This is a genomic window from Acidithrix sp. C25 (genome assembly GCF_904848545.2).
In genome coordinates this window covers 1532583-1559565 of sequence record NZ_CAJHCI020000001.1, presented here as the reverse complement: position 1 = coordinate 1559565, position 26983 = coordinate 1532583, and the positions used below count along the sequence as shown (strand labels likewise).

Sequence of the window (26983 nt, the reverse complement as noted above, 5' to 3'; positions counted from 1 at the left end):
CTTGTCAGACTTTTGGGATGGACTAAAAGATCTAGGGATTACAAAGGACAATATCGACGACTCTAGTAGCCGCATACGTCTTCAGAAGGTGATTTCCCAGGCTGGACTTGGGTCGCGCCGTCACGCCGAAGAACTGATTGTAGCGGGCCGCGTCATGGTCAATGGTGAAGTAGCCTGTCTGGGAGATCGCGCTGACCTTGATTGCGATACTGTAATGATTGATGGCGTCCCAATTATGGTGAATTCGTCGAGAGTTTACTATTTGATTCACAAGCCAAGGGGCGTGGTTTCGACGGTGCGTGATACTCATGAGCGACCGGTGGTGATCGATTTGGTGCCCTCGACTCCGCCTGTCTATCCCGTTGGCCGTTTGGATTCCGATTCCGAAGGGCTATTGATACTGACCAACGACGGGGAATTTACCAACCGCTTGACACATCCAAGATACAAGATCGAAAAGGAATACCTTGTGGTATTGGATCGTCCGGTTCGTCGCGAACATGTGGTGAGCCTAAGAAAAGGCGTCGAATTGGAGGATGGTATTACCCTTCCAGCTCAAGTGAATGATCTAGGAAATGGTGCGCTCCGTATTGCCATTCGTGAGGGCCGAAACAGACAGATAAGGCGAATGCTAGCCGTCTTGGGGTACGATGTCGAGAGATTGATCCGCACCCGCATTGGTCCGTTGTCGGACTCCAAACTCATTCCGGGCGATTTTCGCAAATTGGAGGAGATTGAACTTCGGTCTCTGTGGGCGGCTGCGTTGGAAAGTGACTAAAATTTTTCGAATGTCAGTCAGAGCACTTCGTGGAGCAACAACAATAGATAGAGATAGCCGTGAGGAGATCATCACTCGTACCAAAGAGTTATTGGGAGAGATGTTTTTGCGCAATGAGGTTGATAAGGACCAGTTGATTTCGATACTCTTTACTGGAACTCCCGACGTACACGGCGCATTTCCAGCGGCTGCAGCGCGAGAGCTTGGCTATGGCGACGTGCCACTAATGTGTGCTCAGGAACTTTCGATTGATGGCGGAACACCCCTTTGCATTCGGGTCATGGCCCATATTGAAACTACGAAGGCTCGAGACGAGCTCCGACATGTCTACCTTTGGGGCGCGAAAGGGTTGCGCGACGATCTTCCAGCCTAGAGATCATGAGCCTTTGGGCTTTAATTTCTAGCTAGGGTGAATCCGGGGTCGCTACTTCGTAGTCTACTTTCCTCCTTCTGGAAACGATTGAAGATAACTTTTGCTTTGCCATTAGCCATATGGTCGTGGATTTGACGTGCTGTTTTGCTAGTTTTTTGGCCAGATTGGGCCACTATCGATTTTTATAACTTATAAATTTTTGTCAGGAGATGTCCCTATGAAGGCTGTTGTACGAGGTGGGATTGGCAACGAGGCCTCGGTGTCGGTTCCTGGAGACAAATCGATCTCACATAGAAGTCTTTTACTCTCTCTCTTGGCGAGCGGGACGTACTCAGTAGATGGCCTATCTAGTGCTCTCGATGTCCTCGCAACTAAGGATATTGTCGAAACCCTAGGCGTTCATATCTCTCAAGAAGGTTCCAGAATTATCCTTAGGGGGGTTGGCTTTGATATATCTGAGCCCAATGACTTCTTAGATGTTGGCAATTCGGGTACACTGATCCGCCTAATATCTGGAGTTCTTGCGGGCAGTGAGGGTAATACATTCTTTTTGAAGGGTGATTCTTCGATTGGAAAGCGTCCCATGGGTCGCGTGATCGACCCTTTGACAAAGATGGGGGCGAAGATTATTGGTAGAGGTTATTCAACCCTTGCACCTCTTGGAATAGTTGGCACTAAGTTGCACGGTATTGACTATGAGATGCCAGTGGCTTCGGCTCAGGTAAAGTCTGCCATCTTATTTGCAGGATTGAACTCTTCGGGGACTACCACTTTGGTAGAGACGGTTCCAACACGGGCCCATACTGAAGAGATGCTCAGCCAATTTGGCGCAAATCTAGAAGTGACCAGGACCCCAACTGCAAATAAAATCTCGATTGAGCCATCTAAATTGCGCCCAATCGACATCAAGGTTCCAGGTGATCCCTCTTCGGCTGCCTTTTTTGTTGTATTGGGACTGATAGGTCAATGCTCAATAGAGGTTACGGACGTATATTTGGGACCGCAACGCGATGGATTTTTAAAGACTCTGATCTCTATGGGTGGGCGGATTGACCTTAGCGATAAGGGCAATGGTTTGGGTGATATTAAATCTTATCCTAGTGAATTGAGTGGAGTAGTAGTTGGGCCAGATGGCACCCCCGATCTTATCGATGAGGTTCCCATTCTTGGTGTAGCTGCGGCCATGGCGCGCGGGAGAACTGAGTTTTTAGGTGTTGGGGAGTTGCGACATAAAGAGAGCGATCGAATAGCCACCACCTGCGACATGCTCGCCTCTTTTGGGGTAGATACTGGTGAGTTAGATGGAGGGTTTTATGTCGATGGCATTGGCCATGATCCATCCAAAGGCGTCTTAGAAAGCAATGGATTCGTTCAAGAGCCACGTGTCGTTGTAAGTCACTATGACCATCGGATAGCGATGTCTGGCGCTATTTTAGGTGCCCTAACTCAAGGGGAGACTTACATTGAGGGTTTTGAATCGGTTGAGACCTCTTTCCCTACCTTTGTTTCGGTCTTTAGATCTTGTGGCTTTGAGATCGAAGTGCGATAGGCGACATTACGTTGCTCTTTTGACAAGTTTTAGCGATTGGCTCCATTTGGCCTTTAGCGGAGTATCCTTTTTAAATTTTTTATGCGATACTGCGTGGGTTCCATCTCCAACTATGGATACAAATAAAAGAAATCACATATTAGATTGCGCCGAGGCGACAAGATCGATGATCTCTGTAGTTTTGTGACCTTAACCTCTAAGAGATGGGGATTTGAAACTAGTTCTCTCATTAAACTACAACGGTGCTATTAGCTCACAGAGGTAAGTCCCAGATCGGAAACCACCTCTCAAGGTCGGCTTCTAGGACGATATCGTCTTTGATTATCGCTTGAAGAGAAAGCTCGCGCTCATTGTCTCGTCGCTCGCCTCTAAGTGGTGCAAATGGGTAGAAGGTCCCGCGTTTATATAGATAGATGAGATAAACGCGCTGTGCGCTATCGCGATCGGTAAAGGCAAAGACGGAACAGAGCAGCTGTGGCCCAAAGTTGTTTGACTCTAAGGTGGAATTGACCGCATGGATTGCGGTCGTTAGAGTTTCAAGGTTGTCGGCTTCAATCGTTACCCATTTATAGCCCATAGAATCGATTGTCTCAACCGGAGGTTTCTGACCGTCATCTTCCATCTCAAGGATCGCTTTAAAGTCCAAAGTGGTGTTGGCGAATGCGCTTCCAGATGCTGGTTTGAAACAGACCGAAGCTTTGTTGGTGGATATCAAATTAGCTGAAATTTCAAGCGTAATCCCTGCCGCAGGCAGTGCAAAAAGATTATCTAAGTTAGCCTGAGCTGGAGCAGTGCGCCCAAGTATGATGTCGCGAAGTTTTCCCAAACCGGTGCCTTTCTAAAGAGCCGATGCTATATCGATATTCTATTCCTTATCTTCATTCGGGCAAATGTCATTCTCTAATGAAGAGTGGCCAAAATGGGATAGTTTTTCCCAACTGATTAGAGATGCATCTTCCCATGGTCCCCCTAGGTGTCAAAGCAGTCGGATGTGCGGCTGGTTTGTGGTTGTCTATGGGTCCAAGTAAACCCGCTATTTCTTCGATCCCTATTTCATCGATCTGGGGCCTACTTTGTGGCTCTACTTGGAAAGATTTTCAAGGATCGGATGACTTTTCACCTAATTCGAGCTAGCGTTTATCCAATCTGATTTGCCATAATCTCGATTATCAAAAATTATGGCGTTCGAAGTTCAAGTGGCTCTTTGAAGCCTTTGATCCCAAAAATCACGCCAGCTTTAACCTATTTGGAGGTGACAGCGTTTTGCAAGGTGACAATGTAACCTTGCTCCAAAAGTTGCTTGCCACGCAGTTATAAAATGAAAAACTATTGCATCAGATCGCGTTCGAGTTTGTCCAACTGAGCGATTCTCTTTTCTAGACTCGGATGCGTTGAGAAAAGTCCGCTCATGCTATTAGGGCTAATCGCTGGAGCGAAATAAAAGGAGTTGAAGGCAGAGGCGCTTCTTAGGTCTCGAGTTGGAATTCGGCCCATCTCTCCTGTGATCTTGATCAGTGCTGACTTGAGATTTGAGGGGCGCCCGATCAGGATCGCTCCTGATCGATCTGCAGAGAGTTCGCGGTATCTAGAAAGTGCCCGAGTGATTAGAAAGCTAACGGCATAGACGACTACCGAGACAACCAGAATCAACATTCCAGCATTTCCCTGGTTATTGTTTCCGTTACCCCTTCTGTTGCCACCTCCGCCTATACCTCCACCGGTCCAGAGTTCGATTCGAGTAAGAAAACCAGCTACCATGCCCAAAAATGATGCAATGGTCATGACTGCGACGTCGCGGTGGGCTACATGCGAGAGTTCATGAGCAAGCACGGCCTCTAGTTCCTGCTCGTTTAATCTCCTCATGAGGCCAGTAGTTGCGCACACCACTGAATTTGATGGGTTGCGACCGGTGGCGAATGCATTTGGCATATCATTTCGAGCGACTGCAACTTTAGGCTTTGGCATATTGGCCAACGCGCATAGGCGATCCACTAACGCGTGCAACTGAGGCTCTTCTTCCCTGGTTACTATCTTTCCTTTCATAGATGCTAAAGCAATCTTGTCGGAAAAGAAGTACTGCACGAAGAGAATCCCGAAGGCAACGACTGCTATAAGCGAGAGTGAGAGCTTGAGCATTAAAAGCACTGCGATAAAAATTACGTAAACCAACCCGAGAAGGAATACAGTCAATCCCATTCTTGCGGTAAGGCCTCTGTCTTTTGGAAATTTTGATTTTGCCACACCAATATTCTTAGCCCGAATTCTTCAGGAATCGATCGAGTTTTCTGAGTTCTTTCTGAATAGTTTGTTTTTGAAGATTGGCATCATCTTGGCTCTATCTGTCCAAAGGGATTGTGTGGTTTTACCTTAGGTCCGTCAAGGTCGCCTGTTTCCATCATAAATCAGAGGTATTTTCCTCATGAGCGAATAGTTTCGTATTGTGGAAAATGTTGAGGACTGGCATGAAAGATCGATAGCGATTGATGGAATGGCGGGTACAGGTAAGTCCACTTTAGCTCGATTGATCGCCCAAAAGGTGGGTCTCGCATTTTTGGATACTGGTGCAACTTATCGCTCAATTGGCCTTTTGGCGATTCAAAATGGGCTGGACTTAGATGATGGGGCCGCCGTCTGTGAACTCGCTAAATCGGTGGTACTTTCTTACGTCGATGGCAGGATGTTTCTAAATGGGTCCGATGTCTCTGGAGCCATTCGCACCCCTGAAGTATCCGAGGCCGCAAGCCAGATAGCAGTACATCCTTGCGTTCGGGAGTTTTTGAGTAGATGGCAGACAGATTACGCTCAAAGTCATGGAGGGGCCGTTCTAGAGGGTCGAGATATTGGGACCAAAGTGCTTCCAAAGGCTAAATTCAAGGTGTTTCTAGTGGCTAACCCGGAGGTCCGCCTCGCGAGGCGACAAGAGTTGACGTCTGAACAGCTTTCCAAGCGCGATTTGCGCGATTCGAAGAGAGTTCATAGTCCCCTAGCTATTGGAGACGATGCGATTGAGATCGATACATCTAATCGAACTATCGATGATCTTTTGGATGAATTGGTCACACTCTATGGGAACCGTTTCGTTTAGATAACGGCCCCTTGTCGGATTTTGTTTATAAGCTTCGTGCGCATCCATGACGTGCTGGTCATGCGCTAGAGTGTTGCTAGGTTTGGGAAATTTGCCCATATCTCGGGAGGTTGTCTTTTGGATGATTTGATGAAGGTTGGCGACTTTGAAGTTCGACTTCATACGAGTGCAGTTGATAGCGGTCTGTATGCAACAGCGACCTCAATTTTGAATGTCGTCAATCGTCTTTACTTTCGATTAGAAATCAAAGGTGATCTTCCACTCCCAGAACCACCCTACATAATAGCGCCAACGCATCGTAGCTATCTCGACACAATTTTGATGGCATCATTGACGCGAAGGCGTCTTCGCTATATGGGCAAGGAGGAACTGTGGAAGTATCCTTTTCTAGCAAAGGTGATGGGAAGTATGGGAGGGATTCCAGTCAGTCGCGGTACTCCTGATCGCAATGCCGTTGAGGCTAGTATTCGGATATTACAAGCTGGACAGTCGCTAGTTTTATTTCCCGAAGGAACTAGACGCCACGGGCCAATCGTTACCGACCTGCTCGATGGAGCAGCCTATATTGCACTTAAGGCCCGAGTTCCAGTTATCCCAATTGGAATTGCAGGCAGTGAGGGTGCAATGTCTAAGGGTGCCAAGTTTCCTCGTCCCGTGAAGTGCATCATGTCTATTGGGCCAGCAATTTTAGATGGAGTCGAGGGCGACCCTGATCAAAAGCGCATAGCTCGATCTCGTATTCGTGTCTTGACAGACAGACTTAGGAATGATCTTCAAGCGCAATATGATATGGCGCTAGAGGCCCTTGGGCAGCAGTCGGGAAAGCTTTAGCAATTGAATTTTGACTAAATTTTACTCCCATTGCGAGGTAGTTCATTGAGTAATAGCTGAGATTTGTAATTCAAAGTGACCCATCAATTGGTTTTTCTTTTGGGCTACCCGATAATCTGACGCGCCTAGAGCGGTTGTGGTTGTTTTACGGTTGTGGTTGTTTTAGTAATCCAAACGGTAAATGAGGCGAGAGCGTTGATCAAACGATTAGGAACTATCTCGTGGCTTCCAAAGGATGCTGTTCTTTGATAGGACTGTATTTGGGGGACTATTTTAGTCTGGAGTAGCTAGCAAGGATTAGGGAGTCGGGACATATTCGAAGCTCTAAATGCTACTATGGCTGGCATCTTTTGGTGTGTTCATCGCCTTTATCTTTAGGTAATCGACAAGGCGATCGTTATTGGCTACGATTGCCTATAAGTGCAATTGTTCGCCAATAGGTGCCATCTTCTCTAAATCTTTTACCAGAGATAGCAATACCTGCGCCGACTAGGACGATTACGTGAAAGATATCTAGGATACCGCCCGGAATGGAGATGTCGCGTAGGACGACTAATCCAAGTAGGACCAAGGTGTAGATCACGTAGCTCGAAATCATGATAAAGGTTGATGCGAGTAGGATGAAGTTATAAAGATCTAGATCGAGCTCACCTCTTACCCCGGATAACAATAGCAGGGCAGCTCCTGCGGTGACGCTTGAGAGTAATATGAAGATTTCATAGGCTGAGTTCGAATGACTCATGTAGTTCGTCTGTGAAAAGATAACCCACCAAGCAAAGACGATTCGGGCTATCGTTTGATTGCGTTCGCCCTTGAGCATCGAAATCACTACTTCCTCCTTGAACCGTTGGTTGAGAGCGTGCTGATTTGAAAATATCCAACAAAGCCACTAGGTCGCCTAGAGACAACCGTGGTTTTAATCTTTATTATTTTAGAATCCTATAGCCTTTGGTACCATTAGTTGATTCAAGGAAGAAGTTTAAGGATCACGTTTTCTTCGTATTAACCAAATGACCTTTTTGGCTTTGCGAAGGTTTGCCTAATTAGCGGCTCAAAGTGGCTTAGAGGTTGAGTGGGGTAGGTAGGATCAAATGAATTTTGATCCCATTTATCCGCGAAAGTTTCACCAGTTGAAAACCATGCTTCGTCGCGGTAGCCTTCACGAGCATCTGGATTGCCTCCGAAATATTCGAAATAGTGTCGGCCTTGGAACTCTTGGTGGGTTCTAATTACGTTGTATACGTCCTCGTCTACGTAAGGACGAAGGATTTCAGCCGCAATTTGAGCATGGTTAGCCACAGAAATTGCTTTACCAATATCATGACAGAGCGCAGCGACAATCATTTGAGGTTCTGCTTTATCCTCTTCAGCGCGCGTTGCAGTTTGCAGGGAGTGGGTAAGTTGGTCGACAGAAAATCCATCGACGATATCTTTTAGCGAATTTAACATCGTCAATATCGATTGAGCGACCCTTGGTTGATTTTTGGAGGTTTCGTGGCCTATCGCCATCCATTGGTCTTTGTTGGATGAATCCATGGCGCTGAAAGTATTATTGAGTGAACTGGTCGTAGTCTTTTCATCCGTCGTAGTCTTTTCATGCATATGTAAATTATGCATCAACTGTCTAATCCGATGTGGCTCATTGGCTACTTATTGACCACGGAAATCATTTATTTGTTCGGCTCGATGAGACTCGATCTTCGAAATGATGAGACTTTATCTTAGAAATTGAATTGCTCCGATCATGAGTTACTGGTATCGGTTCACTGTTTCGCCTTTTTAAGGCGGTAAAAGGCGAAACAGTGTAGCTTCCGTTAGTTGGGGTGAATTTGGTGATAGCGATTAATTTATTACAGACGACGCGGAGATTGATGAATCGTTATCTAAGGGGAAGTAAGCGGGCTTGGGAGCCCCGAAGACAAAGGCGCTAACCAATGTGAGACTTCGTAGAAATTCTCTTAGTTCTCGTGGAGGCGGGAAATATTCATCTTCGTCCACCACGGCAACTTCTTCGACTCCTTGAATTGGGGCTAGTCGTTCGATTACCTTTTGGATAAGGTCCTCTGGGGCTGAAGCGCCTGCTGTAATCGCAACGACACCATGAATATCATCTGGAAGCTCGCTTGCAGAATTGACCCGTAACACCCTAGCGTCGGTAACCTTTTTGGCCACCTTTTCAAGTGCGATGGTGTTCGAGGAATTCTGCGAACCGATAATAATTGTTGTTTGTGCTAGCGGCGCAAGATGCCTAATGGCACTTTGGCGATTTGTGGTTGCAAAACAGAGATCACTTTTGCCAGGCATCCAAAGACTCGGGTAAAGCTCGCTGGCGCGATCAGCCATCTCTCTCCATTCGTCCAGAGCTAGCGTTGTTTGGGCGATGAGCGCGACTGACTCCGATTCGATCGTCAAATCCTCGAGTTCCGCGATGGTTTCAATGAGTTTCACATTTTCAGGCGCTACCGCCTTGGTCCCAAGTGCCTCATCGTGGCCGTGATGGCCGATATAGATTATCTCAAACCCCTTGTTTGCTCGCGTTTTTACTTCGTGATGTACCTTTGTTACAAGTGGGCAGACTGCGTTTATCGAGATGCTGGCGATCGAACGTGAAGACTCAACGATTGAAGGCGCACTTCCATGTGCGCTTAACATTATTGGTGCGCCATTTGGAACATCGCTAGGGTCATCCACGAAGATAACTCCTTGTTCTAAGAAACGATCTACAACAATTTTGTTGTGTACTATCTCGTGGTAGCAGTAGACTGGAGGGTCGAAGACGCGCACCATCCAAGAGAGGGCTTTGATTGCCATCTCGACTCCTGCGCAAAAACCTCTAGGCTTTGCTAGTAAAACTTTTTCAACGGCCATACGCTAAATTCTAGCCCAAGGCAATAGGTGTCTCGAATTGTCGAATCCAATAGTGCTCTCAGTAGCGAAGAATTCCCCGGCGGCATTGGCAGGTGTTATACCTGGCGATGAGCTAGTGTCGATTAATGGTCAGGTTCCAACCGACGTCATAGCCTATCAGATGCTAGTAGAAGAGTCAGATGTAGCTCTTTTGATCGATCGAGGTGGTATTGAGTTCGATTTTGAGATAGAAAAGCTTGCCGGAGATCCATTGGGAATTGAGGTATCCTCCGCGATATTTGATCAGGTTCGGACCTGTGACAACCATTGCGAGTTCTGCTTTATCTATCAGTTGCCAAAGGGAATGCGAAAGACGCTCTATATGAAGGACGATGACTATCGACTTTCGTTCCTTTATGGAAACTTTACAACGCTAACCCGTTTTACAGAAGCTGATTTAGAACGGGTAATTACTGAGAAGCTTTCACCGCTCTTTGTCTCGATCCATTCAACGCATCCAAAGCTACGGACTGAGCTTTTGCGAAACCGCCGTGGTGCCACCTCTTTGCGTTGGCTAGAGGCACTTTTAGAGGCGGGTATAGAGGTTCACGGTCAGCTTGTGATCTGCCCAGGTGTGAATGATGGTGCTTTTTTGCACGAGACTCTTATATCGATTTTGGATCGTTTCCCGAAATTGGTGAATGTAGCTGTTGTGCCCTTAGGCGTGTCACGCTTTTCTAACGAGGGGCGGATGCGCCCACATACCCAGCAAGAGGCGCTCTCGGTGGTTGAAGCTATCGATTCGATGCAGAAAGTTTTTTTGGAACTACTTGGACGAAGGATGGTTTACGCCTCTGATGAATATTACATTCTCGCCCAGGTGCCACTTCCTAAGTATGAAGATTATGACGATTTTTCACAACACGAGAATGGAATTGGTATCGCTAGAGCATTTGAGGCAGCCTTCAACGGAAATAGTGACGCAGCATTTTCTGTGAAGTCGGGCTTTTTCTCTTGGGTAGAAGGTGCCCCAAAGAGTGGCTATCGTGCACAGAGGATCACCGATCAGATCGGAGTCTCGGTGGGAGTTCCGCGCAAAAGGAGTGACCGTCGAATCGCGATTTTGACTTCGACTTATGGTATGGCAACCCTCCCAGAGGTAGTCTCGCCTAGATTTCCTAATGTTGAATTCTTAGAGGTACGCAACGACTTTTTCGGAGGCAATATCGGTGTTGCGGGTTTGATGGTCGGAGAAGACATCAAACGAACCATTTCAAAAGCGTCAAAGTATGATTTGTATCTCCTTCCAGATGTGGCTCTCTCTGAGGATATCTTTTTAGATGGCACCTCCGTGGATGAGATAGACGCACCTATTCGCGTTGTGGCGACCGATGGCATTGCTCTTCGGGGTGTATTGGAGGAGATCTATGGGCACAAAGGTGTACCAAAGGGTGAGTTTTTAGCTCGATAGTTATCGAGCTTTATTAATTGGAAGTTATAAATTCCAAGGCGAGAAGTTTCAAGGAGCGTTAATGTTTAAAGTGGCAGTCGTGGGACGGCCAAACGTCGGTAAATCGACGCTTGTAAATCGTATAGTGGGTAGACAGGATGCCATCGTTGAGGAACGATCAGGCGTTACAAGAGATCGCAAATCTTATGTTGCGGCTTGGCGGGGCCATAGTTTCGAGTTGATCGATACAGGCGGATGGCTTGAAGCCGGCGACGCCCTTGAGGTAAAGATCTCAGAGCAGGCGCGCTCGGCTATGGCCGATTGCGACATAGCGCTCTTTGTGGTGGACGCTGCAGTGGGCATAACTAGCGAGGATGCTGATGTCGCGGAACTGCTTCGTCGTATCTCTAAGCCAGTCATAGTCGTAGCTAACAAGGCAGAGTCTGAGTCTCGTCGCTTTAATTCTTGGGAATTTGCAGCGCTTGGCTTTGACGATCTAATTCCAGTATCTGCGTTGCATGGTGTAATGACGGGAGACCTTCTTGATGTGCTCATAGATCGACTTACTGAGAATGCGCCTGAGGGCTCTATCGATCTTGATGATGGCGAGAATAGCGAAACCGATGTCGATGACGGAATCTTCTCGGTGGCAATTGTGGGACGGCCAAATGTGGGTAAATCGACTTTGTTCAATCGGATGGTTGGTGATGATCGAGCCGTAGTCCACGATATGCCAGGTACTACCACCGACACAGTGGATACGGTCATCGAAACCGACATTGGAGTACTTCGGTTCTTAGATACTGCAGGAATGCGTAGGCGAGCAAAAGAGGCAAGTGGAACCGAGTATTACTCTATGGTGCGTGCGCTAAAGGCTATAGACTCAGCCGACGTAGCGATTTTGGTGGTTGACGGCCAAGAAGGTGTTACCCATCAAGATCAAAGACTCGCTGAGCGTGTAGATGCTGCAGGTAGTCCCGTGGTGGTCGTTTTGAATAAGTGGGAAGACCTCTCCTCTGAAGACAAGCTGATCCGTGGCGAGGAGGCCGAAGAGAAGCTGGCATTCCTCACCTATGCTCCTTTTATTAGGATTAGTGCCAAAACTGGTTTGGGAGTCCATCGAATTCTTCCTGCAGTCCAAAATGCGATCGTTGCCTATCGTCGACGAATTCCAACTCGTGAATTGAATGTGGCTATCTCTGAGTTTCAGACTGTACATCCGCCTAAGGGAACAAAGATCCTCTATGCTGTCCAGGGTGCGACTGACCCACCTACCTTTACTCTCTTTTCGTCGAGACCGATAGATGCTGGTTATATGCGCTATCTCGAGCGTAAGTTGCGAGAGAGATTTGGCCTCGGCCCAACTCCTATAAAGATGAGGGTTCGTCGTCGTTCCGACTGATTAACTTGATCTATTAATGTTTTCAATTGCTTTGTAACTTTGTTGGCTGCTACATTGATAACTTCATATGGAGCTTTCACCTAAGGGGAAGATTTGACAAGTAGACCACTTGATATGGATAAAGTTCGCTCGGAGATTAGAACCGGAAATAGCGAGCGATCCAAAGCCAAGCTCGAATCTAGCGGACGCCTTTACGTGCGCGACCGTACAGCGCTCCTTTTTGATCAGGGCAGTTTTGTCGAGGATGGCCTCTTTGCCAATGTTTCATCCAACTCTTTGCCTGCCGATGGTGTCGTAACCGGCCTAGGTGAGATCGATGGGCGCAGAGTTTGCGTGATGGCGAATGACTCTACAGTGAAAGCTGGATCTTGGGGTGCACGTACCGTTGAGAAGATAATTCGAATTACCGAGACTGCGCTCCGTTTGGAACTACCGATCGTTTATCTGGTCGATTCTGCTGGTGCGCGTATCACTGATCAGGTTGAGCTTTTCCCGGGTCGACGTGGAGCTGGACGGATCTTTTATAATCAGGTGCAACTTAGTGGGAAGGTACCCCAGGTCTGCTGTCTTTTTGGCCCGAGTGCGGCCGGAGGTGCATACATACCTGCTTTTTGTGACGTTGTCTTTATGGTGGAAGCCAACGCTTCGATGTACCTCGGTTCACCAAGGATGGCTGAAATGGTGATTGGAGAAAAGACTACATTAGAAGAGATGGGTGGCGCTCGCATGCATGCAAGTGTCTCGGGCTGTGGCGATAATCTGTTTGATTCCGACGAATCAGCGATTGCCGCTGCTAGAGAATACCTTTCTTATTTTCCGACCAACTTTAGAGATACTCCTCCAACCTATTTGAGTGAGCCCCCAACGCTGGAGCTCGAGAATGACTTCTTCCCGGAGCTATCCACGGCTGGGTATGAGATGCTGGATGTGATCGAGCGATTGGTCGATGAAGGTAGCTTTTTTGAGGTAAAGCCTCTTTTTGCGCCTGAATTGATCGTAGGCTTGGCTCGACTCGATGGCAAGTGCATTGGGATTGTTGCAAATAATCCCGCCAGCCGTGGTGGAGTTCTCTTTGTGGATTCCGCCGATAAGGCGGCAAGATTTATCTGGATGTGTGACGCCTTCAACATCCCTCTTTTATTTTTAGCTGATGTGCCAGGGTTTATGATTGGTACAGCAGTCGAGAGACAAGGCATTATTCGCCATGGCGCGAAGATGATCGCAGCGGTATCAGAGGCTCAGGTCCCGAAGGTGACCGTCATTGTAAGAAAGGCCTACGGGGCTGGACTCTATGCCATGGCCGGACCCGCTTTTTCGCCCGAGGCAACCATTGCTTTGCCGGGCGCAGAGATCGCGGTCATGGGCCCTGAAGCTGCGGTGAATGCAGTCTATGCCAATCATATTGCTGGAATTGTAGACCCAGTCGAGCGGGAGCAATTCATTGCACAAAAGCGAAGCGAATATGTCGCTGACGTCGATCTGTATAGACTTGCGAGTGATTTGGTGATTGACGACATAGTCAGTCCAAGTGATCTGCGCAGTGAGTTGATTGGAAGATTTGACTGTGCCATTGGAAAGCCAAGGTTAGATGTGCCAAAGCACCACGGCGTTCATCCGGTATAGAATTTGCTCTCAGCCCAAACCATCCTGACAAGGTTTTCTTGTAGTTCCGATCTCGGAGGAAGTAGGATCACTGTCAAAGTTATTATTTATGTAGGTGAGTTTTTTGGCTTGGTGTGAAACATGTGCGAAGTTTCAAGAGGACGACAGAATTCCGCGTAATGGCCACTGTCCGGTTTGCGACACTCCTATTGTGAAGCCGAAGAAAGCTCCATGGCACTTCAAATTACTAGTGGTGGCCACCGCGATATATTTGGTCTATCGCTTGGTTCAATTGATTATTTGGTTGCCCCATCACCTCTAATTGCACGGTCGCCTGATTTAGCCTGATAATTACCCTGGACTTTCCATTCCAGTAATTTTTTGCTTAGCTCATGAAGTTCGATTGCGGTATCGACTGATTTTTGTGTCGGTAGAAAATAGCCATTTGTTGGGTGGTGATCGGCTAGGCATGCTGACCAATAGAAGGTATAAGCGTCATTAGCTTGGTTATAGCGTTTGTAATTATTTTGTCAAAAGTGATCGCCTGATTTTAGAGCGTAATCTACCATTTTTGAATATTTTATGAAGCTTTGCAAAGAGGATGTAGGCTTGAAACATCCTGGATCGATCTGCTCGAATTAATAAGTCGGCTGCTAAATAGGCTTAGTTAGTTAATCTTAGAACGCAATTGTGCAATTAATGGATCGTCTGAATTGTAGGTTTGTGGATTTTAATTGCCTGATATGGTTGTAATTTGCTTGATACTATCGGCAAACATATTCAAATTCGGATATTTATTTAATTGAATAATTAAAAATTCGTTTACTTGATGATGTGCTATGCCGATTATCGAAATATGTTTGGTAAATCGAAAGAGACTGTAGATGTCGGACGGCTCGAAGCTGTCTTGGACTTGGTAGATAACATTGTTATGCTCTGTGACTCAAGCCGTGAAAATACAATCATTTATATGAATAAGGCTGCTTCGTCAACCATGGTAAAGTACCATTCCAAGCTCACCGAGGCGTTACCACACTCGGATCTAGCGCACGCGATGGGAAATTCGATTCATCAATTTCATAAGGATCCGGAGCGGGTTCGGCGAATACTGGGCGAGATGGGAAGTGGATCAAGCTCAGAGCACGTTGCCGATATTCCAATGGGCAATGATATCTACTTCCAGACTAAAACCTATCCCATATGGCATCCCCAGAAAAAGGGTGAGCTTTTATGCTACATGGCCTGTTGGACTGATATTTCAACTCAGCGTGCCCTTGAACGCACACAGCGGTCCCTTGAACTTCAACGTACCGGAAGTATAAACGATAAAGTCTCAGCTATTGCTGCTGCGTTGGAAGAGATGAGCGCTACTGTAGCTGAAATTGCTAGGAGTTCTCAAGTAGCTAGTGATTCTTCGATAAAGGCGTCAAGCGTTACCTCTGAATCTAAAGTTTTAATACAGAGTGCAAGTGCGGCGATGCGGGATGTCGCTTTGAGAGTTAAAGATACAGCACATATAATTTCTGAGCTGGGTACTCAATCTGAAGAGATTGACTCTATCGTCTCTTCCATCAAGAGCATTGCCGAACAGACGAACCTCTTGGCCCTAAATGCCGCGATTGAGGCAGCCCGGGCGGGGAGCGCTGGCAAGGGATTTGCAGTTGTAGCTGACGAAGTGCGACAGTTGGCGGAACGATCCAGAATCGCAGCTACGGAAATTACCGAAAAGATTAGGATGATCCGAAATGGCACGTCGGCCGCAGTAACGTCGATCGAATCATTTACAAGCAAGGTTGCCGAATCCGAGGCGTCGTCTGCTCGGGCTGATAATGCTTTGTTAGAGATATTTGAAGACGTGGCAAGCGTTGGTGATATGGTCTCGCAGATCGCCGCGGCAGCCGAGGAGCAGAGCGTTGCATCTTCAGACATATCACGAAACCTAAATCACATTCTAAGTAGTACCTCGAACGAAGAGATAGAACATTCTACTCAATCAACCTCTCCAGTTGATCGCTTTGGGTACAAAGGGTCCTCTAAATCTTCCATACACTGAAGTTTCGCCTACGTTTGGTTGTTGCTAAGTTCTGCTAAGGTGTTACCTGGCGAACTTAGCGCTTTAGGGATCGTTCCGAGAGTGGATGCGAATTTCCTCTGTTGATCCTCATGGTTGGTAGTCTGCTTGATGAAGGCTCGCGATACCTCTGTTTTGTGGTCTAGGCCTTTAGAGTGCCTGGCGACAATCGCCCTGAGCGCTGGCGTTTGACAGATTATATTCATGAATATTTATCTCGGCGGATCGATGAAAAAGGGAAGATTTTTTAGTTTAAATCGCAGTTTGATTAGGTCGGAACTTATCTTTTGGTTGAGCGTCGTTCTCACATCGATCATCCTATTTTATTATGTTCGGCGCGTCAATCAATCTGATTTTCTTGTCTTCCTGCATGCGGCACGCGAGATTTCGAGGGGTCGGAGTCCATATCCGCCCGTGGGATCGCCGGTTACTTATTCGGGATCTAGCTATGTATATCCCTATTTTGTCGCATATCTCCTACAGCCATTGGGTTATTTTTCCAACTATCTAGCCTCAATGATCTTTGTTTATCTCTCGATTTTGTTAAATGCACTCACTATTCGTTTTTCAGTTGGGGCTAAACCTTTGGTCGCCGTAGCCCTAATGGTCTCTAGCCCGTTCGTGATTGCCATCCAGATGGGTACATTGACTCCAATTCTGATCTTTGGGATGGTTTTTGTTTGGCACTTTAGAGATCGGCTCAAGATAGTCGGTGGCTTTGTATTGGCTGGCGTCGCAATGTCAAAGCTCTATCTGGCTCCTCTTTTGCTTTTTCCCATTTGGACTAAACGGTATTCTTTGACGATTTCGTCATTGACTAGCTCGATACTTCTATTGGGTATTGGCTTTGTAGTTGGGCCCCTCTCACCTCTTGGATTTGCCAAGATGTTGTTACTTCTTTCGGGCCATGAGACGCTTCAGGGTTGGTCGTTGACTCGGTTGATGGGAACTCTCGTAACAAGCCATATTTTACGCGATCTATCGGTTGGAGCAGTTGCTGGTGGAGTGATATTTGTAGGGCTTGGAATTTATCGCAAGACTAAGGACGATTCCATCCTCTTTGTCGCCTTGATTGCGGCATCTTTGGTCTTGACACCGATTCTATGGAGCAGTTATCTTCCTATTTTGCTTGTTCCGATCTTGATCAAGAGGAGAGATCCGCTCTTTTTGGTAGTTGCAGGCACAATTGGTACATTGTTGGTGACCCCAGATCGCGGAACCCTTGCAGTCAATGGATTTCAATTCTTAATAGAATTTACCTCTTTGGTTTTGGCTTTTCGAATCTACATTAATTCTAGAGTCGACTTATTGGGAGAGGCTTTTGGCAAGCGCTTATTTCTGGCCGTGAAGCGACTTCCTTTGCGGTCGGTGGTGCCAGGGGTCTTTCTCATTTTAGGATTAGTAATTTTGATGGTGGCTTCTCCGGTCTTGATGCCGGATGTGCTTGTGCAAATTGGAGTGTTTAGCGTCTTTGTGATTGCAATACTGGATTCGCTTCGAGGTTCAGGTTTCAATCTTTCCGAAAGTGTAAAGGGTGGTTTTTTGTCTTCTCGTCGCCGTCCTGGCCTTCCTACGGGCTAAGATGTTGTAACTCAATGAGTTCGGGCTGTGGCGCAGCTTGGTTAGCGCGCTTGACTGGGGGTCAAGAGGTCGGAAGTTCAAATCTTCTCAGCCCGACCATAAATGTCCAGGTTAGATGGCATAAATTTTCCTCTTTCATCACGGACGCATCTTCTGAGCGAATCCTCTTTAGGCGAAAGCTATATAGCCACATCTTTTACGCTACGACCAGAATCAATTACCCTATGGGCTGCCTCTGTTTTGAACTTCAAGGTGAAGTTCCTCTTATTGATTGCCATAGTGAAATTCTTTCATTCAACATCGTATGTTGAATTGTTAGGTGTCTACTAATTCTGGTTGACCTCACAAGTACTAAGTACCGCAATTTTAGACAGACTGTTACATCACTGCCACGTTATAAACATCAAGGGCAACAGCTAACGGCTCAAGGATCGAATCAAACAAGGAATCTATACCAATCCACAAACTGGTGACAACGTGAAGAAAGGTGAAGAGGTGGAAAAATGAAAACTCGAAGTCAACACTAGCGATACCTAAGCGAACCTGATCCGGTCTCAAATGATTTCCAATCGGTTCGGGGGTTACAAATACCGAAGAACCAATACCTATTTCAAAACGTTACAGAATTATCTCAGCTGGGATCACTAGAGCGAACCCGAGAACCATTTCATAACGTTACGGAACTATCTCAGCTGAGAACTGAACAGAGAGGAGAACCCATTGCGTAACGTTACGGAACTACCTATCTCAAAGATCTGCGAGAGACAGGGGTGTGATCAAATACTTCCGGAACATTGCATAGCAAGACCACAAAGGTACTGCTCAGCAGCTTGTCGTATGGCAGCTCATAGACAGAGGAAAAGGGGCCCGATTAGAGCAGAGGTACATTTTGGTTCTGCAACTACCCGGAGTCGACCAGAGGAGCGATCCTGGATGGTCAAGTTACTTCGAGATAATGAAGAAGTGATAGTCACCTTCGATCAAACTAGAGATAATGCAGAGCGTCTTACTGCTCGGCTAAACGAATTTCTCAACTGAGATTTTCAGATCCACGGTGTCTTAGAAATGAGACACTTTTACTGACACCAACAACTACTATTGAACTCAATTGGGCGGGTCAATTTTAAACCGCTGATGTGGGTCAAAAAAACGTCGCTGTTTACAACTGCACAACCTGGCACGGTGCAACTGCACAACCTGGCACGGTGCAACTGCACAACCTGGCACGGTGCAACTGCACAACCTGGCACGGTGCAACTGCACAACCTGGCACGGTGCAACTGCACAACCTGGCACGGTGCAACTGCACAACCTGGCACGGTGCAACTGCACAACCTGGCACGGTGCAACTGCACAACCTGGCACGGTGCAACTGCACAACCTGGCACGGTGCAACTGCACACAACCTGGCACGGTGCAACTGCACAACCTGGCACGGTGCAACTGCACACAACCTGGCACGAATAGGTGCTATTACAGAAACTGTAATAACCACACCAAAGCTTCGACGGTGTTACTTTCAGATCGCAGGACATATCACTCGTTCAGCTAGAAAAGTAATACTCCATCTTGAAGAATACTGGCACTATAAGGATAAGTTCTTAGAGGCTCTTGATCGGATCAGAAAGTTTGAGATCGCCATCACCTGAAAATCTGGTTACCTAACACACTGAATATTACTTGAAGGAATTGCTCTAGAAGACAAGTGATTAGGTCACTATACCCAAAATGAGATTTCAGAATCTCAAAAATGACCAAACAGGCTCAATCACAAAGGGAATAGGTCATATTTGGCACTCTGAAACCAGATTTAAGCCATAGACCCTCCGTCAAACCTAAATCAGTTCCAAAAAACCGACTTGGATTCACACCGAAGGGCTCAAGCTGGTTTAATTCTGTGGATTCAGGCTAAATAGCGAGGCTATGATCAGGGATAAGCACTCCAGGGTTCATGATTCCTTTTGGATCGAGCCTATCTTTCATCGCCCGTAAACTCTGTTCGAATAAGGTCGGTATCTGTCTTAGATAGTATGATTGATGGTCGCGACCAACGCTGTGGTGGTGAGTGATAGTACCGCAACTTGCAAGGATTGCTTCACTGGCTACCGACTTTATCTCTTCCCATTGTGCTATTTCGCTATTCGTCTTTGCTGGGGCTATGACGGTGAAGTATGGAGCTGGCCCATCTGGATAGACGTGGGTGATGCGCATGCTAACATAGCCTCCGCCACAGATTGCATCCAATGCTTTTTTAACTTCGATGGTAACTTTGGAGCGAAGGTTGTCGAAGTTGCTCCATGTGCATGCGGTCTCAAAGGTCTCAACCATAATGCCGAGTGAGATTAGATGATCCCTGAGGTAAGGTGCCTTTAGGAATGATTGCTTCCATAGATTCGCAGAGGTTGATGAGGCAGAGGTTGGCTTTTGGAATTTGCCGGTGTGAGATGCCAGAATCTCTGTCGCTTGGCTCATTAAGCCTTGTGTCGGTAGGTCTTTTGACTCGAATCCAACTAAGACAATTGTATCTCCAGAGGAGTCTCCGATTGAAATTGCAGCTTCGATTGGGTCGAGCAGTCGAAGATTCGACGGATTTAAACCGCTCTGTGAAAGTTGTTTCAGCGCTGATATTGCGTCTTCGAAGCGCGAGAATGATGCTGACTCTACCGATTTAAATTGGGGACGATCTTGAAGGCGCATCCATGCCTGGGTTATTATCCCAAAGGCGCCTTCAGAGCCCAGTATGAGCCTTTCGGGTTGTGGTCCCGCGCCACTAGCAGGGAATCTTAGAGTGGAGAGTCGGCCGGCTGGTGTGATGAGGTCGATGGCCTCTACGAAGTCATCTATGTGGGTGTAAAGAGTTGCATAGTGGCCACCCGCCCGTGTGGCAATCCATCCACCTAAAGTTGAAAACTCAAATGACTGGGGAAAGTGCCGTAATGTTAGCCCGTTTGGACGCAACTCGTCTTCTAACTTTGGACCAAAGATGCCGGCTTGAATCTTTGCCGATCTGGATTCTAAGTCGATCTCAAGTACTTTGTTCATCGATGACATGTCAATAACCAAGGTGCGTTTGAACCTTCCCTCGGTGCTGGGTTCGACGCCTCCTGTGACGGAGCTACCTCCTCCAAAGGGTATTACGGCTACCTCACAGCTTTCAGCCCAATCGAGGAGTTGTACAATCTCGTTTTCGTTTCGTGGGTATGAAACTATATCGGGCGGATTTTCGTACTGGCCGCGGAAGCCTCGTATGAGATCTTTGTAGCTCTTTCCGTATGAATGAGTAATACGACTTATAGGGTCGTTTCGCGAAGGTATCGTAATTGAACTGGCCAATTCAACCTGGGGCTTGCGAAGATGGATCTCTCCAATCTCGGTTGGATCTTGGCGATTCATCGAGTCCGCGCCAAAGGAAGCAATGAGCATCTGGGTGACTTGGTTTCGGGCTGCCTTGGAGAGACCCTCGTCACTGTTTCCCCATCCCCACCAAGATCTATTGCTCATTTTATGATTCTAATCCACCGTGGATATTGAAAGTGAGTCAAACCTAACACCATATAAAATTGCATTACCAAGCCAGAGTCGGTTGGTCAGAGATATCTTTGAATGGGTGTATCTCTTTCGGAAATACTCATAAAAATTAATTGAATACTAAAAATATAGAATCCCACTCGCGCCACATTAGATTAGATAATAAGAAATCCACTTCATGATTAGTCTTGAGAAATTCCTTGCTTGTATTGAGGAACATTGTGTTGATTTGCCCCGTGCTGTCGCCTTGGTGGTTGTAGGAGATTTATGGTTGAGGCGCTTTGGGGGAATTGATAGGATTTTTCTCGCGCTAAAACCTCCTAGTTGTAGATCTTTGAGCCATGCACGAGTCAGCCGTTAGGGATTTGGTCCTAAACCTGAGAAATTTTCTTCTTCGTGATAGGGCGGTTTCTCAGTGTTTGTCGTGGGATTTGAAACCTTGTTTGGGCAGAATTATGGTTCTTCATCAAGGTCAACTTGGGTGACTTGAAAATTGGTACGCCTTGATCACTGGGGAGCTGGGGAGCTGGGGAGCTGGGCCCATCTTTTTGACATCGTCGGTTTCGCAATAGTTAATAGTTTCTTTTGAAGACTTGAGATGATTTATGTGCGAGAATTAGCCTTACTAAGCATGAGATAGGTTTAGGTATGGGTGCTTCGTTGACGATAGTTACTTAGGAGAAGGCAGTGGCATTGTTGGTTAAGTTCTTTGCAGTAGAGTGGTGCGGCGTTGAATTGGATTTAAATGAAGTCAGCGGAGATTGCCTTAACCCCAATTAGCAGGGAGGGGTGCGTTGAGTTTGGATAGTAGGAGCCGGTCAAATGATGACTCAAACTCCGATGGAATAAATGTTCGGGATGGATACATATCTGGTCAGCTTCTTTGGAGCAAACAGCTGTTATGCGGGCTAGATATAGTTGATGATCAGCATATGCGGTTGGTGGCTATCTTCAATGAGCTTGCAGCATGCCTTGAGAGATCTTCCTATTACGCGGAGCTAAAAGAGATTTTGGTGCGGCTTGTTGAATACACTCGGTACCACTTTGGCGCTGAGGAAGAACTTATGGTCCGGTTTCGTTTGCCAGATGAAGACTGCAGGTCTCATATGCAGGCCCATCGTAATTTTGTTCAATTTCTAGAGCGGGCCCAAGACTTCGCGCAAATTAATCCCCGTGATGTGATTCTGAATCTCACCTCGTTTTTAGCGCAATGGCTCCTGCATCATATTATGGAGGTGGATTCCCGTATGACACGCCAGATTCGCGATTGCCAAGAAGGCAATGGCGAGGGAGACCTCTCAACGGATCGGGAAAATTCCGTCAAGGACCTTCTCATAGACTCTGTAAGTGCGCTAAACGACACTTTGGGGTGGCGTACCTTCGAGGTGATGGAGTTAAACCTCAAACTCGAAGAAGAGATTCAAAAGAGCAAGAGACTGGTTTTGCTAACGCGCCTTTTAGCCGAGGTGAATTCTGCCGTGGTAAGGGCCAACGACGAGGCGGAATTACTAGGTCAGGTGTGTAATTTGGTGGTTGATATTGTTGGCATGAAGTCAGCTCTTATCGTTGCTGAAGCCAATGAAAATGGTGTCGAGGTCGTCGCTAGGGCCGGATCTTCAGGAACGGGGCAATATCTGAGATTTCTTGACCTCGCTTCGTCCACGTTCATCGAAAGAGGCAGTTCTCTAGATTACCAATTGACCGTTGGGGATGGGCAACTCAATAGAACCTCCAATTGGGAGATCGAGGTCGACCCAAAGCATTCAAATGGCCAAAAGCCATTCGAACAAGATGCCTTCAGTGTGCCTATAAGCCGTGATGGGCAACAGTGGGGGTCGCTATTGATTCTGGATTCTCCTAGCACCTTCAGACAGGATCAATTTAGTGAGTTATTGAATGAAGTTGCTAAGAGCCTCTCTAATGGCCTTGAGCGAGTTGATAGGGTGAATAGGGAACATCGGATGCATCGTCAAATTGAGCATCTAGCATTGCATGATCCACTGACCGGGTTGGCTAATCGCCTGCGGTTGGAAGTATTTCTTGAAGATGCTCTCGAAAAGGCTGAAATAGTTGATTCAACGGTCGGTGTTGGCATCCTTGACCTCGATGATTTCAAGCTCGTAAATGATTGCTGGGGCCATCATGCCGGAGATGTCGTTTTAAGGGAGTTTGCCCGTCGAATTCAGATGAGGTTGCGCGATGATGATTTGGTTGCACGACTCGGTGGTGACGAGTTTGTAGTCGTTTTTCGAGGTATTGATCGTACGCGACTCAAGGAGAATTTGGACGCTATTATGGCGCGTCTACATGAGGCCGTAGAAGCTCCATTTGAGGTATCGCCGGGGTGCTTTGTCAATCTTGCCATGAGCCTTGGGGTTGCGCTCTACCCATTTGAGGCTCGAGATGGCGATATGCTTATGCGCAAAGCCGATCTGTCTCTCTATCGTTCCAAAGAGGCAAAAGGTTCGCGGCACTCGTGGTGGCGAATGGCTGGGGGGACAGATGATGAAAACGACGATGACCCCACTTACGGCAGTGAAATCGTTGGACTCTTAGAAAGAGCTCACAGATATATTGAGGTAGCAGCGACTGAATTTGTGGAAGAGTTTTATGGTGGTTTGCTTCAAGAGAGTGATGCGAATTCGATATTTTCTACATTAACCGTCGAGGAGATGCATGCTCTAAAGAAGATCCAAGCTAGCCATCTTCAATTTTTGCTTTCACCTAAGACGACACGTTTGGATATTGAAGAGTCAGCCAAAAGGATTGGAGGGGTCCATGCATTGATTGGAAGCGATAGCTCTACCTTGATGAGGTCAGTTTCGATGTACCGTAGCCTACTTAATGGACATTTAGGAGTCGCTCCATTTGATTCACGTGATCGGTATCGTCTGTTATTAGCCTCTGAGATGCGACTTCACGAAGATGCACAGGTGCAATTGCGTTCGATGGAAGAGACGATCGGTTCGTACCGCCTATTCCTCAGTAGGGAAATTTCCAATGACTACACTGAATGGAATATTATTCGTGATTCTGAACTCGAAAGGCTAAGCGGTCTTCCGGGAATAGTTGGCGTAGCGCTTTGGAAATTGGACTCCGAAGGGGAGTTTCGCCTTGAGGTGCTAGCCTCTGCCCAAAATCACGATGAATCCAAAGGCGATAGCGGATCCCTTCACGCTAATCTATTTAGGTTTATGGGCGAAAGAGAGTTACTGTCTCGATCTTGGCATACCGAGACGATTGTCACGACTTCGAACGCTCAAGCTCTGGTTCCATTAGGAGAGGGTACGAAAAAGGCTCGGGGTGGGGCGATTAGGTGTGTTACATTTGTTCCGATATTTGATGAAAATAAACGGATAGTCTCTCTTGTGGAGATCTATGGAGCTTTTCCAAATCAGTTTGCTTCCAAGGCACTATCTCCATTCGTCCAGGGCATCCAGGTTCGAATCGGCGAGTTACATCGAAAATGTAATTTAAACGCTTTACGAGTCGTTGGGCATGAGATTGGATTCAAATACCGTCAGACGCTATTTTCCGGTGGCCTGCAGATGTATATGCAGCCAATTGTGAATCTTGCTACTGGCGAAGTCGAGAAGTTCGAGGCTCTCGCCAGGTTGAAGACCGACGACGGGACGATTATCGATCCCGATGGTTTTTTAGGGCTACTAGGTGGAGTGGAACTGGATCGTCTCTTTCGTCAAGGTTTGGACCAGACCCTCGATCGCCTCAAGGAATGGGACAGCTTGGGTATGAAGTTTGACATTTCGGTCAATCTTCCCCCTTCGGTTCTATCGGACGAGGAATGTCCAAACTGGGTTCAAGGTGCTCTAGAGCATAGGGGGGTGGATGCTGGTCGTTTATATCTAGAGCTTCTTGAGACTCAAGAGATCTCTGAGGATTCACAAAATAAATCGATTGCGCGCCTGGTCGAGATGGGCGTGAAGTTGGCAATCGACGACTTGGGATCTGGTTATGGAAGTTTGCTTCGTCTTTCCACATTGCCATTTGCAACTATCAAGGTGGATCGCGAGGTCCTAAATCAGCTATACAAGTCGCCACTACAGACACTTAGCCTGATGGAGATGTTGATCAATCTGGGGCGAGATTTCGGGCGTGACGTAGTTATGGAAGGGTTGGAAGATCTTGGTATGGTTGAGGCTGCCAAATTCCTTGGTGCTCCTTATGGACAAGGGTATTACTTTGCGCGACCGATGGCCGGTGACATGGTAGGCAATTGGTTTAAAGACTATTCTCGCAGATCTCCATCAAAGAACGCAATCCAGACTGACTTGGGAGCGTTGGCATATTTTGTAAGTAAGGCTCATAAGGCGAGTCAATTCGACAAAGATGACTTCTCTGAATGCCTGCTAGTGCCTTATCTGGAGAGCCGCTTATATGGAGATGGGGCTTTGGTGGATCTGCATAAAAGGGTCCATGGCGAAGGCCTGAATGGAGATGCCCATCGGGTTCTCCTTGAATCCTTGGTGGTACGAGTTCTCGCCGTTACCCAAGGCGACCTGATTAAATCTTAGGACTCCGACGATTCTTGTTAGCGAATTTGGAAATTCTTTTTTGTCCAAAGACCCTGATGGCCGATCTTGTCGGGCACATTCAAGTCTTCAATTGTCATTGAGGCTTTTCAGGTAAATTTGCTATGTACCTATACCTAATTCTTGGGTGTAGGTACATAGCACGCAGTAGCTTTTTGTCAGGATCTCTAGGGATAGTACAAGCGAATCCTCTACTTTTTGGAAAGAATTTTTCGCAAGAGTCAATTATCAAATGACTCAAGGATTTCCGAGGGCTATAGTGGTCGCTGATTTGATTTAACGGGTATTTAGAAAGCAGGCTAATTTGAGTGACCTCTCGCATCCGGCGCCACCTTTTGATCCAGAGCTGGCAGCCGCACTGGCAGCCGCAGGTGATTTGATCCCATCCACAATTACTCCCGAAATGATTCCGATCTTTCGCGCAAACCCAATGTCTGTTCCGATCGAAGACCTTCTAGTCGATCGAAGCGTTGTGTTCACTGAAACTTTGGTGCCCGGATTTAACGGCGATCCAGAGGTTCTTGTGACAATTTTTTCAAGGAGCGATCACATCCCCGGAGGACCTGGCATCTTTTATATTCACGGTGGCGGAATGGTCATAGGAGATCGATTTGTAGGAATAGGCAATGTTTTGGATTTTGTTGAGCACTTCGATGCTATTGCCATAACCGTTGAATACAGACTTGCTCCGGAAAACCCAGATCCAGCGCCTGTTCATGACTGCTATGCCGGGTTAACCTGGATGGCCCATAACGCCTCTGAGCTGGGTTTTGACCCGGATCGACTGTTGGTTGCTGGTGGGAGCGCCGGTGGTGGATTGGCAGCTGGTGTCGCACTTATGGCTCGCGATAGGTCCGGTCCGAAGCTTTGTGGACAGCTACTGCTCTATCCGATGCTAGATGATCGGAACGAGACGATTTCGAGCCACCAAATTGACGGAATTGGGATTTGGGATCGAGGTAGCAACGATACCGGGTGGAATGCCCTTCTTGGCGATCGAAGGGGTAGTGATGAGGTCTCGATCTATGCAGCACCTGGACGCGCAAGCGATTTGGGAAATTTACCAGCAACTTACATCGAGGTAGGCTCGGCTGAGGTTTTCCGAGACGAAGACGTCAATTACGCAATGAGAATCTGGGCCCATGGAGGAGTCGCTGAGTTGCACGTTTGGCCTGGTGGCTTTCATGCATGTGATGGATTTGCTCCAGACTCCCGAATCGCCAAACTCATGATTCAATCAAGGCTTCGATGGTTGGAGAACCTTTTCAAGGGGTGAAACTAGATCTTTCCCTAATTTTTGGTGGTTTTAGGTTTGTGAGGGTAGTCCTAAGCGCTC

Annotated in this window: 20 protein-coding genes, 1 tRNA gene and 1 pseudogene; 16 read left to right on the top strand and 6 right to left on the bottom strand. The window is 47.1% G+C overall.

Annotated features, from left to right (window positions below):
• Position 1 precedes the first annotated feature (1 nt).
• From ACIDITHRIX25_RS93170 to aroA, 3 genes are all read left to right on the top strand, one after another.
• On the top strand, positions 2-778 hold the full coding sequence (locus ACIDITHRIX25_RS93170) for a pseudouridine synthase (RefSeq protein ID WP_201732914.1): 777 nt from the start codon (positions 2-4) through the stop codon (positions 776-778).
• Positions 771-1151: a chorismate mutase gene (gene aroH, locus ACIDITHRIX25_RS93165; protein ID WP_235347737.1), complete on the top strand. Its 381-nt coding sequence runs from the start codon at positions 771-773 to the stop codon at positions 1149-1151. The genes ACIDITHRIX25_RS93170 and aroH overlap by 8 nt, the downstream gene beginning before the upstream one ends.
• 217 nt (positions 1152-1368) lie before the next feature.
• Positions 1369-2700 (top strand): 3-phosphoshikimate 1-carboxyvinyltransferase, encoded by a 1332-nt coding sequence (aroA, locus tag ACIDITHRIX25_RS93160; protein WP_201732913.1) that lies wholly within the window; start codon positions 1369-1371, stop codon positions 2698-2700.
• 253 nt (positions 2701-2953) lie between these two features.
• Here aroA and pspAB read toward each other — a convergent pair whose 3' ends face one another.
• Positions 2954-3526 carry a PspA-associated protein PspAB gene (gene pspAB, locus ACIDITHRIX25_RS93155; protein WP_052605672.1) on the bottom strand — a complete coding sequence of 191 codons (573 nt, stop codon included), beginning with the start codon at positions 3524-3526 and terminating at the stop codon, positions 2954-2956.
• A gap of 500 nt (positions 3527-4026) precedes the next feature.
• Positions 4027-4941: a zinc metalloprotease HtpX gene (htpX, locus tag ACIDITHRIX25_RS93150; protein ID WP_249685664.1), complete on the bottom strand. Its 915-nt coding sequence runs from the start codon at positions 4939-4941 to the stop codon at positions 4027-4029.
• 199 nt (positions 4942-5140) lie between these two features.
• Between htpX and cmk the strand changes: the two genes are divergently transcribed.
• Both cmk and ACIDITHRIX25_RS93140 read left to right on the top strand, forming a co-directional pair.
• Entirely contained in the window at positions 5141-5785 is a 645-nt protein-coding gene (gene cmk / locus ACIDITHRIX25_RS93145) for a (d)CMP kinase (RefSeq protein WP_201732912.1), read from the top strand.
• A 129-nt stretch (positions 5786-5914) separates the two neighbouring features.
• Positions 5915-6616, top strand: coding sequence for a lysophospholipid acyltransferase family protein (locus tag ACIDITHRIX25_RS93140; RefSeq protein ID WP_052605675.1), 702 nt, complete (start codon positions 5915-5917; stop codon positions 6614-6616).
• A 397-nt stretch (positions 6617-7013) separates the two neighbouring features.
• Here the strand turns inward: ACIDITHRIX25_RS93140 and ACIDITHRIX25_RS93135 are convergent, their stop codons facing one another.
• From ACIDITHRIX25_RS93135 to ispH, 3 genes are all read right to left on the bottom strand, one after another.
• On the bottom strand, positions 7014-7445 hold the full coding sequence (locus tag ACIDITHRIX25_RS93135; RefSeq protein WP_052605676.1) for a hypothetical protein: 432 nt from the start codon (positions 7443-7445) through the stop codon (positions 7014-7016).
• Between the two features lie 173 nt (positions 7446-7618).
• Positions 7619-8233, bottom strand: a complete 615-nt coding sequence (locus ACIDITHRIX25_RS93130) for an HD domain-containing protein (RefSeq protein ID WP_201732911.1) — start codon at positions 8231-8233, stop codon at positions 7619-7621.
• 225 nt (positions 8234-8458) lie between these two features.
• A complete protein-coding gene (gene ispH, locus ACIDITHRIX25_RS93125) occupies positions 8459-9484 on the bottom strand; it encodes a 4-hydroxy-3-methylbut-2-enyl diphosphate reductase (RefSeq protein WP_052605678.1) in 1026 nt (341 codons plus the stop codon).
• 37 nt (positions 9485-9521) lie between these two features.
• Here ispH and ACIDITHRIX25_RS93120 point away from each other — a divergent pair, with 37 nt between their 5' ends.
• From ACIDITHRIX25_RS93120 to ACIDITHRIX25_RS93080, 9 genes and pseudogenes are all read left to right on the top strand, one after another.
• Entirely contained in the window at positions 9522-10934 is a 1413-nt protein-coding gene (locus tag ACIDITHRIX25_RS93120; protein ID WP_201732910.1) for a DUF512 domain-containing protein, read from the top strand.
• A 61-nt stretch (positions 10935-10995) separates the two neighbouring features.
• On the top strand, positions 10996-12315 hold the full coding sequence (gene der, locus ACIDITHRIX25_RS93115; protein WP_052605680.1) for a ribosome biogenesis GTPase Der: 1320 nt from the start codon (positions 10996-10998) through the stop codon (positions 12313-12315).
• Positions 12316-12429: 114 nt separating this feature from the next.
• Positions 12430-13938, top strand: a complete 1509-nt coding sequence (locus tag ACIDITHRIX25_RS93110; protein WP_201732970.1) for an acyl-CoA carboxylase subunit beta — start codon at positions 12430-12432, stop codon at positions 13936-13938.
• A gap of 835 nt (positions 13939-14773) precedes the next feature.
• Positions 14774-15970 carry a methyl-accepting chemotaxis protein gene (locus ACIDITHRIX25_RS93105; protein WP_201732909.1) on the top strand — a complete coding sequence of 399 codons (1197 nt, stop codon included), beginning with the start codon at positions 14774-14776 and terminating at the stop codon, positions 15968-15970.
• Between the two features lie 222 nt (positions 15971-16192).
• The gene (locus tag ACIDITHRIX25_RS93100) at positions 16193-17569 is read left to right on the top strand and encodes a glycosyltransferase 87 family protein (protein WP_201732908.1); all 1377 of its coding nucleotides are present in this window, start codon (positions 16193-16195) and stop codon (positions 17567-17569) included.
• Between the two features lie 21 nt (positions 17570-17590).
• A tRNA-Pro gene (locus ACIDITHRIX25_RS93095) sits at positions 17591-17668 on the top strand.
• 237 nt (positions 17669-17905) lie between these two features.
• A pseudogene (locus ACIDITHRIX25_RS93090) lies at positions 17906-17989 on the top strand (ATP-binding protein); the annotation flags it as partial.
• Positions 17990-18289: 300 nt separating this feature from the next.
• Entirely contained in the window at positions 18290-18607 is a 318-nt protein-coding gene (locus tag ACIDITHRIX25_RS93085; RefSeq protein ID WP_201732907.1) for a hypothetical protein, read from the top strand.
• A gap of 98 nt (positions 18608-18705) precedes the next feature.
• A complete protein-coding gene (locus ACIDITHRIX25_RS93080; protein WP_201732906.1) occupies positions 18706-19218 on the top strand; it encodes a hypothetical protein in 513 nt (170 codons plus the stop codon).
• 259 nt (positions 19219-19477) lie between these two features.
• Here the strand turns inward: ACIDITHRIX25_RS93080 and ACIDITHRIX25_RS93075 are convergent, their stop codons facing one another.
• Positions 19478-21070: an FAD-binding oxidoreductase gene (locus ACIDITHRIX25_RS93075; protein ID WP_201732905.1), complete on the bottom strand. Its 1593-nt coding sequence runs from the start codon at positions 21068-21070 to the stop codon at positions 19478-19480.
• An 821-nt stretch (positions 21071-21891) separates the two neighbouring features.
• Between ACIDITHRIX25_RS93075 and ACIDITHRIX25_RS93070 the strand changes: the two genes are divergently transcribed.
• Positions 21892-25629 (top strand): bacteriohemerythrin, encoded by a 3738-nt coding sequence (locus tag ACIDITHRIX25_RS93070; protein ID WP_201732904.1) that lies wholly within the window; start codon positions 21892-21894, stop codon positions 25627-25629.
• A gap of 322 nt (positions 25630-25951) precedes the next feature.
• Positions 25952-26923, top strand: coding sequence for an alpha/beta hydrolase (locus tag ACIDITHRIX25_RS93065; protein WP_052606400.1), 972 nt, complete (start codon positions 25952-25954; stop codon positions 26921-26923).
• Positions 26924-26983: the final 60 nt, after the last annotated feature.

Bases quoted from the DNA above. Each gene is read 5' to 3' on its own strand.
- aroA (WP_201732913.1), top strand. From the start codon at position 1,369: ATGAAGGCTGTTGTACGAGGTGGGATTGGCAACGAGGCCTCGGTGTCG.
- ACIDITHRIX25_RS93130 (WP_201732911.1), bottom strand. From the start codon at position 8,233: ATGCATAATTTACATATGCATGAAAAGACTACGACGGATGAAAAGACT.
- ACIDITHRIX25_RS93075 (WP_201732905.1), bottom strand. From the start codon at position 21,070: ATGAGCAATAGATCTTGGTGGGGATGGGGAAACAGTGACGAGGGTCTC.
- ACIDITHRIX25_RS93100 (WP_201732908.1), top strand. From the start codon at position 16,193: ATGAATATTTATCTCGGCGGATCGATGAAAAAGGGAAGATTTTTTAGT.
- ACIDITHRIX25_RS93105 (WP_201732909.1), top strand. From the start codon at position 14,774: ATGTTTGGTAAATCGAAAGAGACTGTAGATGTCGGACGGCTCGAAGCT.
- ACIDITHRIX25_RS93140 (WP_052605675.1), top strand. From the start codon at position 5,915: ATGAAGGTTGGCGACTTTGAAGTTCGACTTCATACGAGTGCAGTTGAT.
- der (WP_052605680.1), top strand. From the start codon at position 10,996: ATGTTTAAAGTGGCAGTCGTGGGACGGCCAAACGTCGGTAAATCGACG.
- ispH (WP_052605678.1), bottom strand. From the start codon at position 9,484: ATGGCCGTTGAAAAAGTTTTACTAGCAAAGCCTAGAGGTTTTTGCGCA.
- ACIDITHRIX25_RS93110 (WP_201732970.1), top strand. From the start codon at position 12,430: ATGGATAAAGTTCGCTCGGAGATTAGAACCGGAAATAGCGAGCGATCC.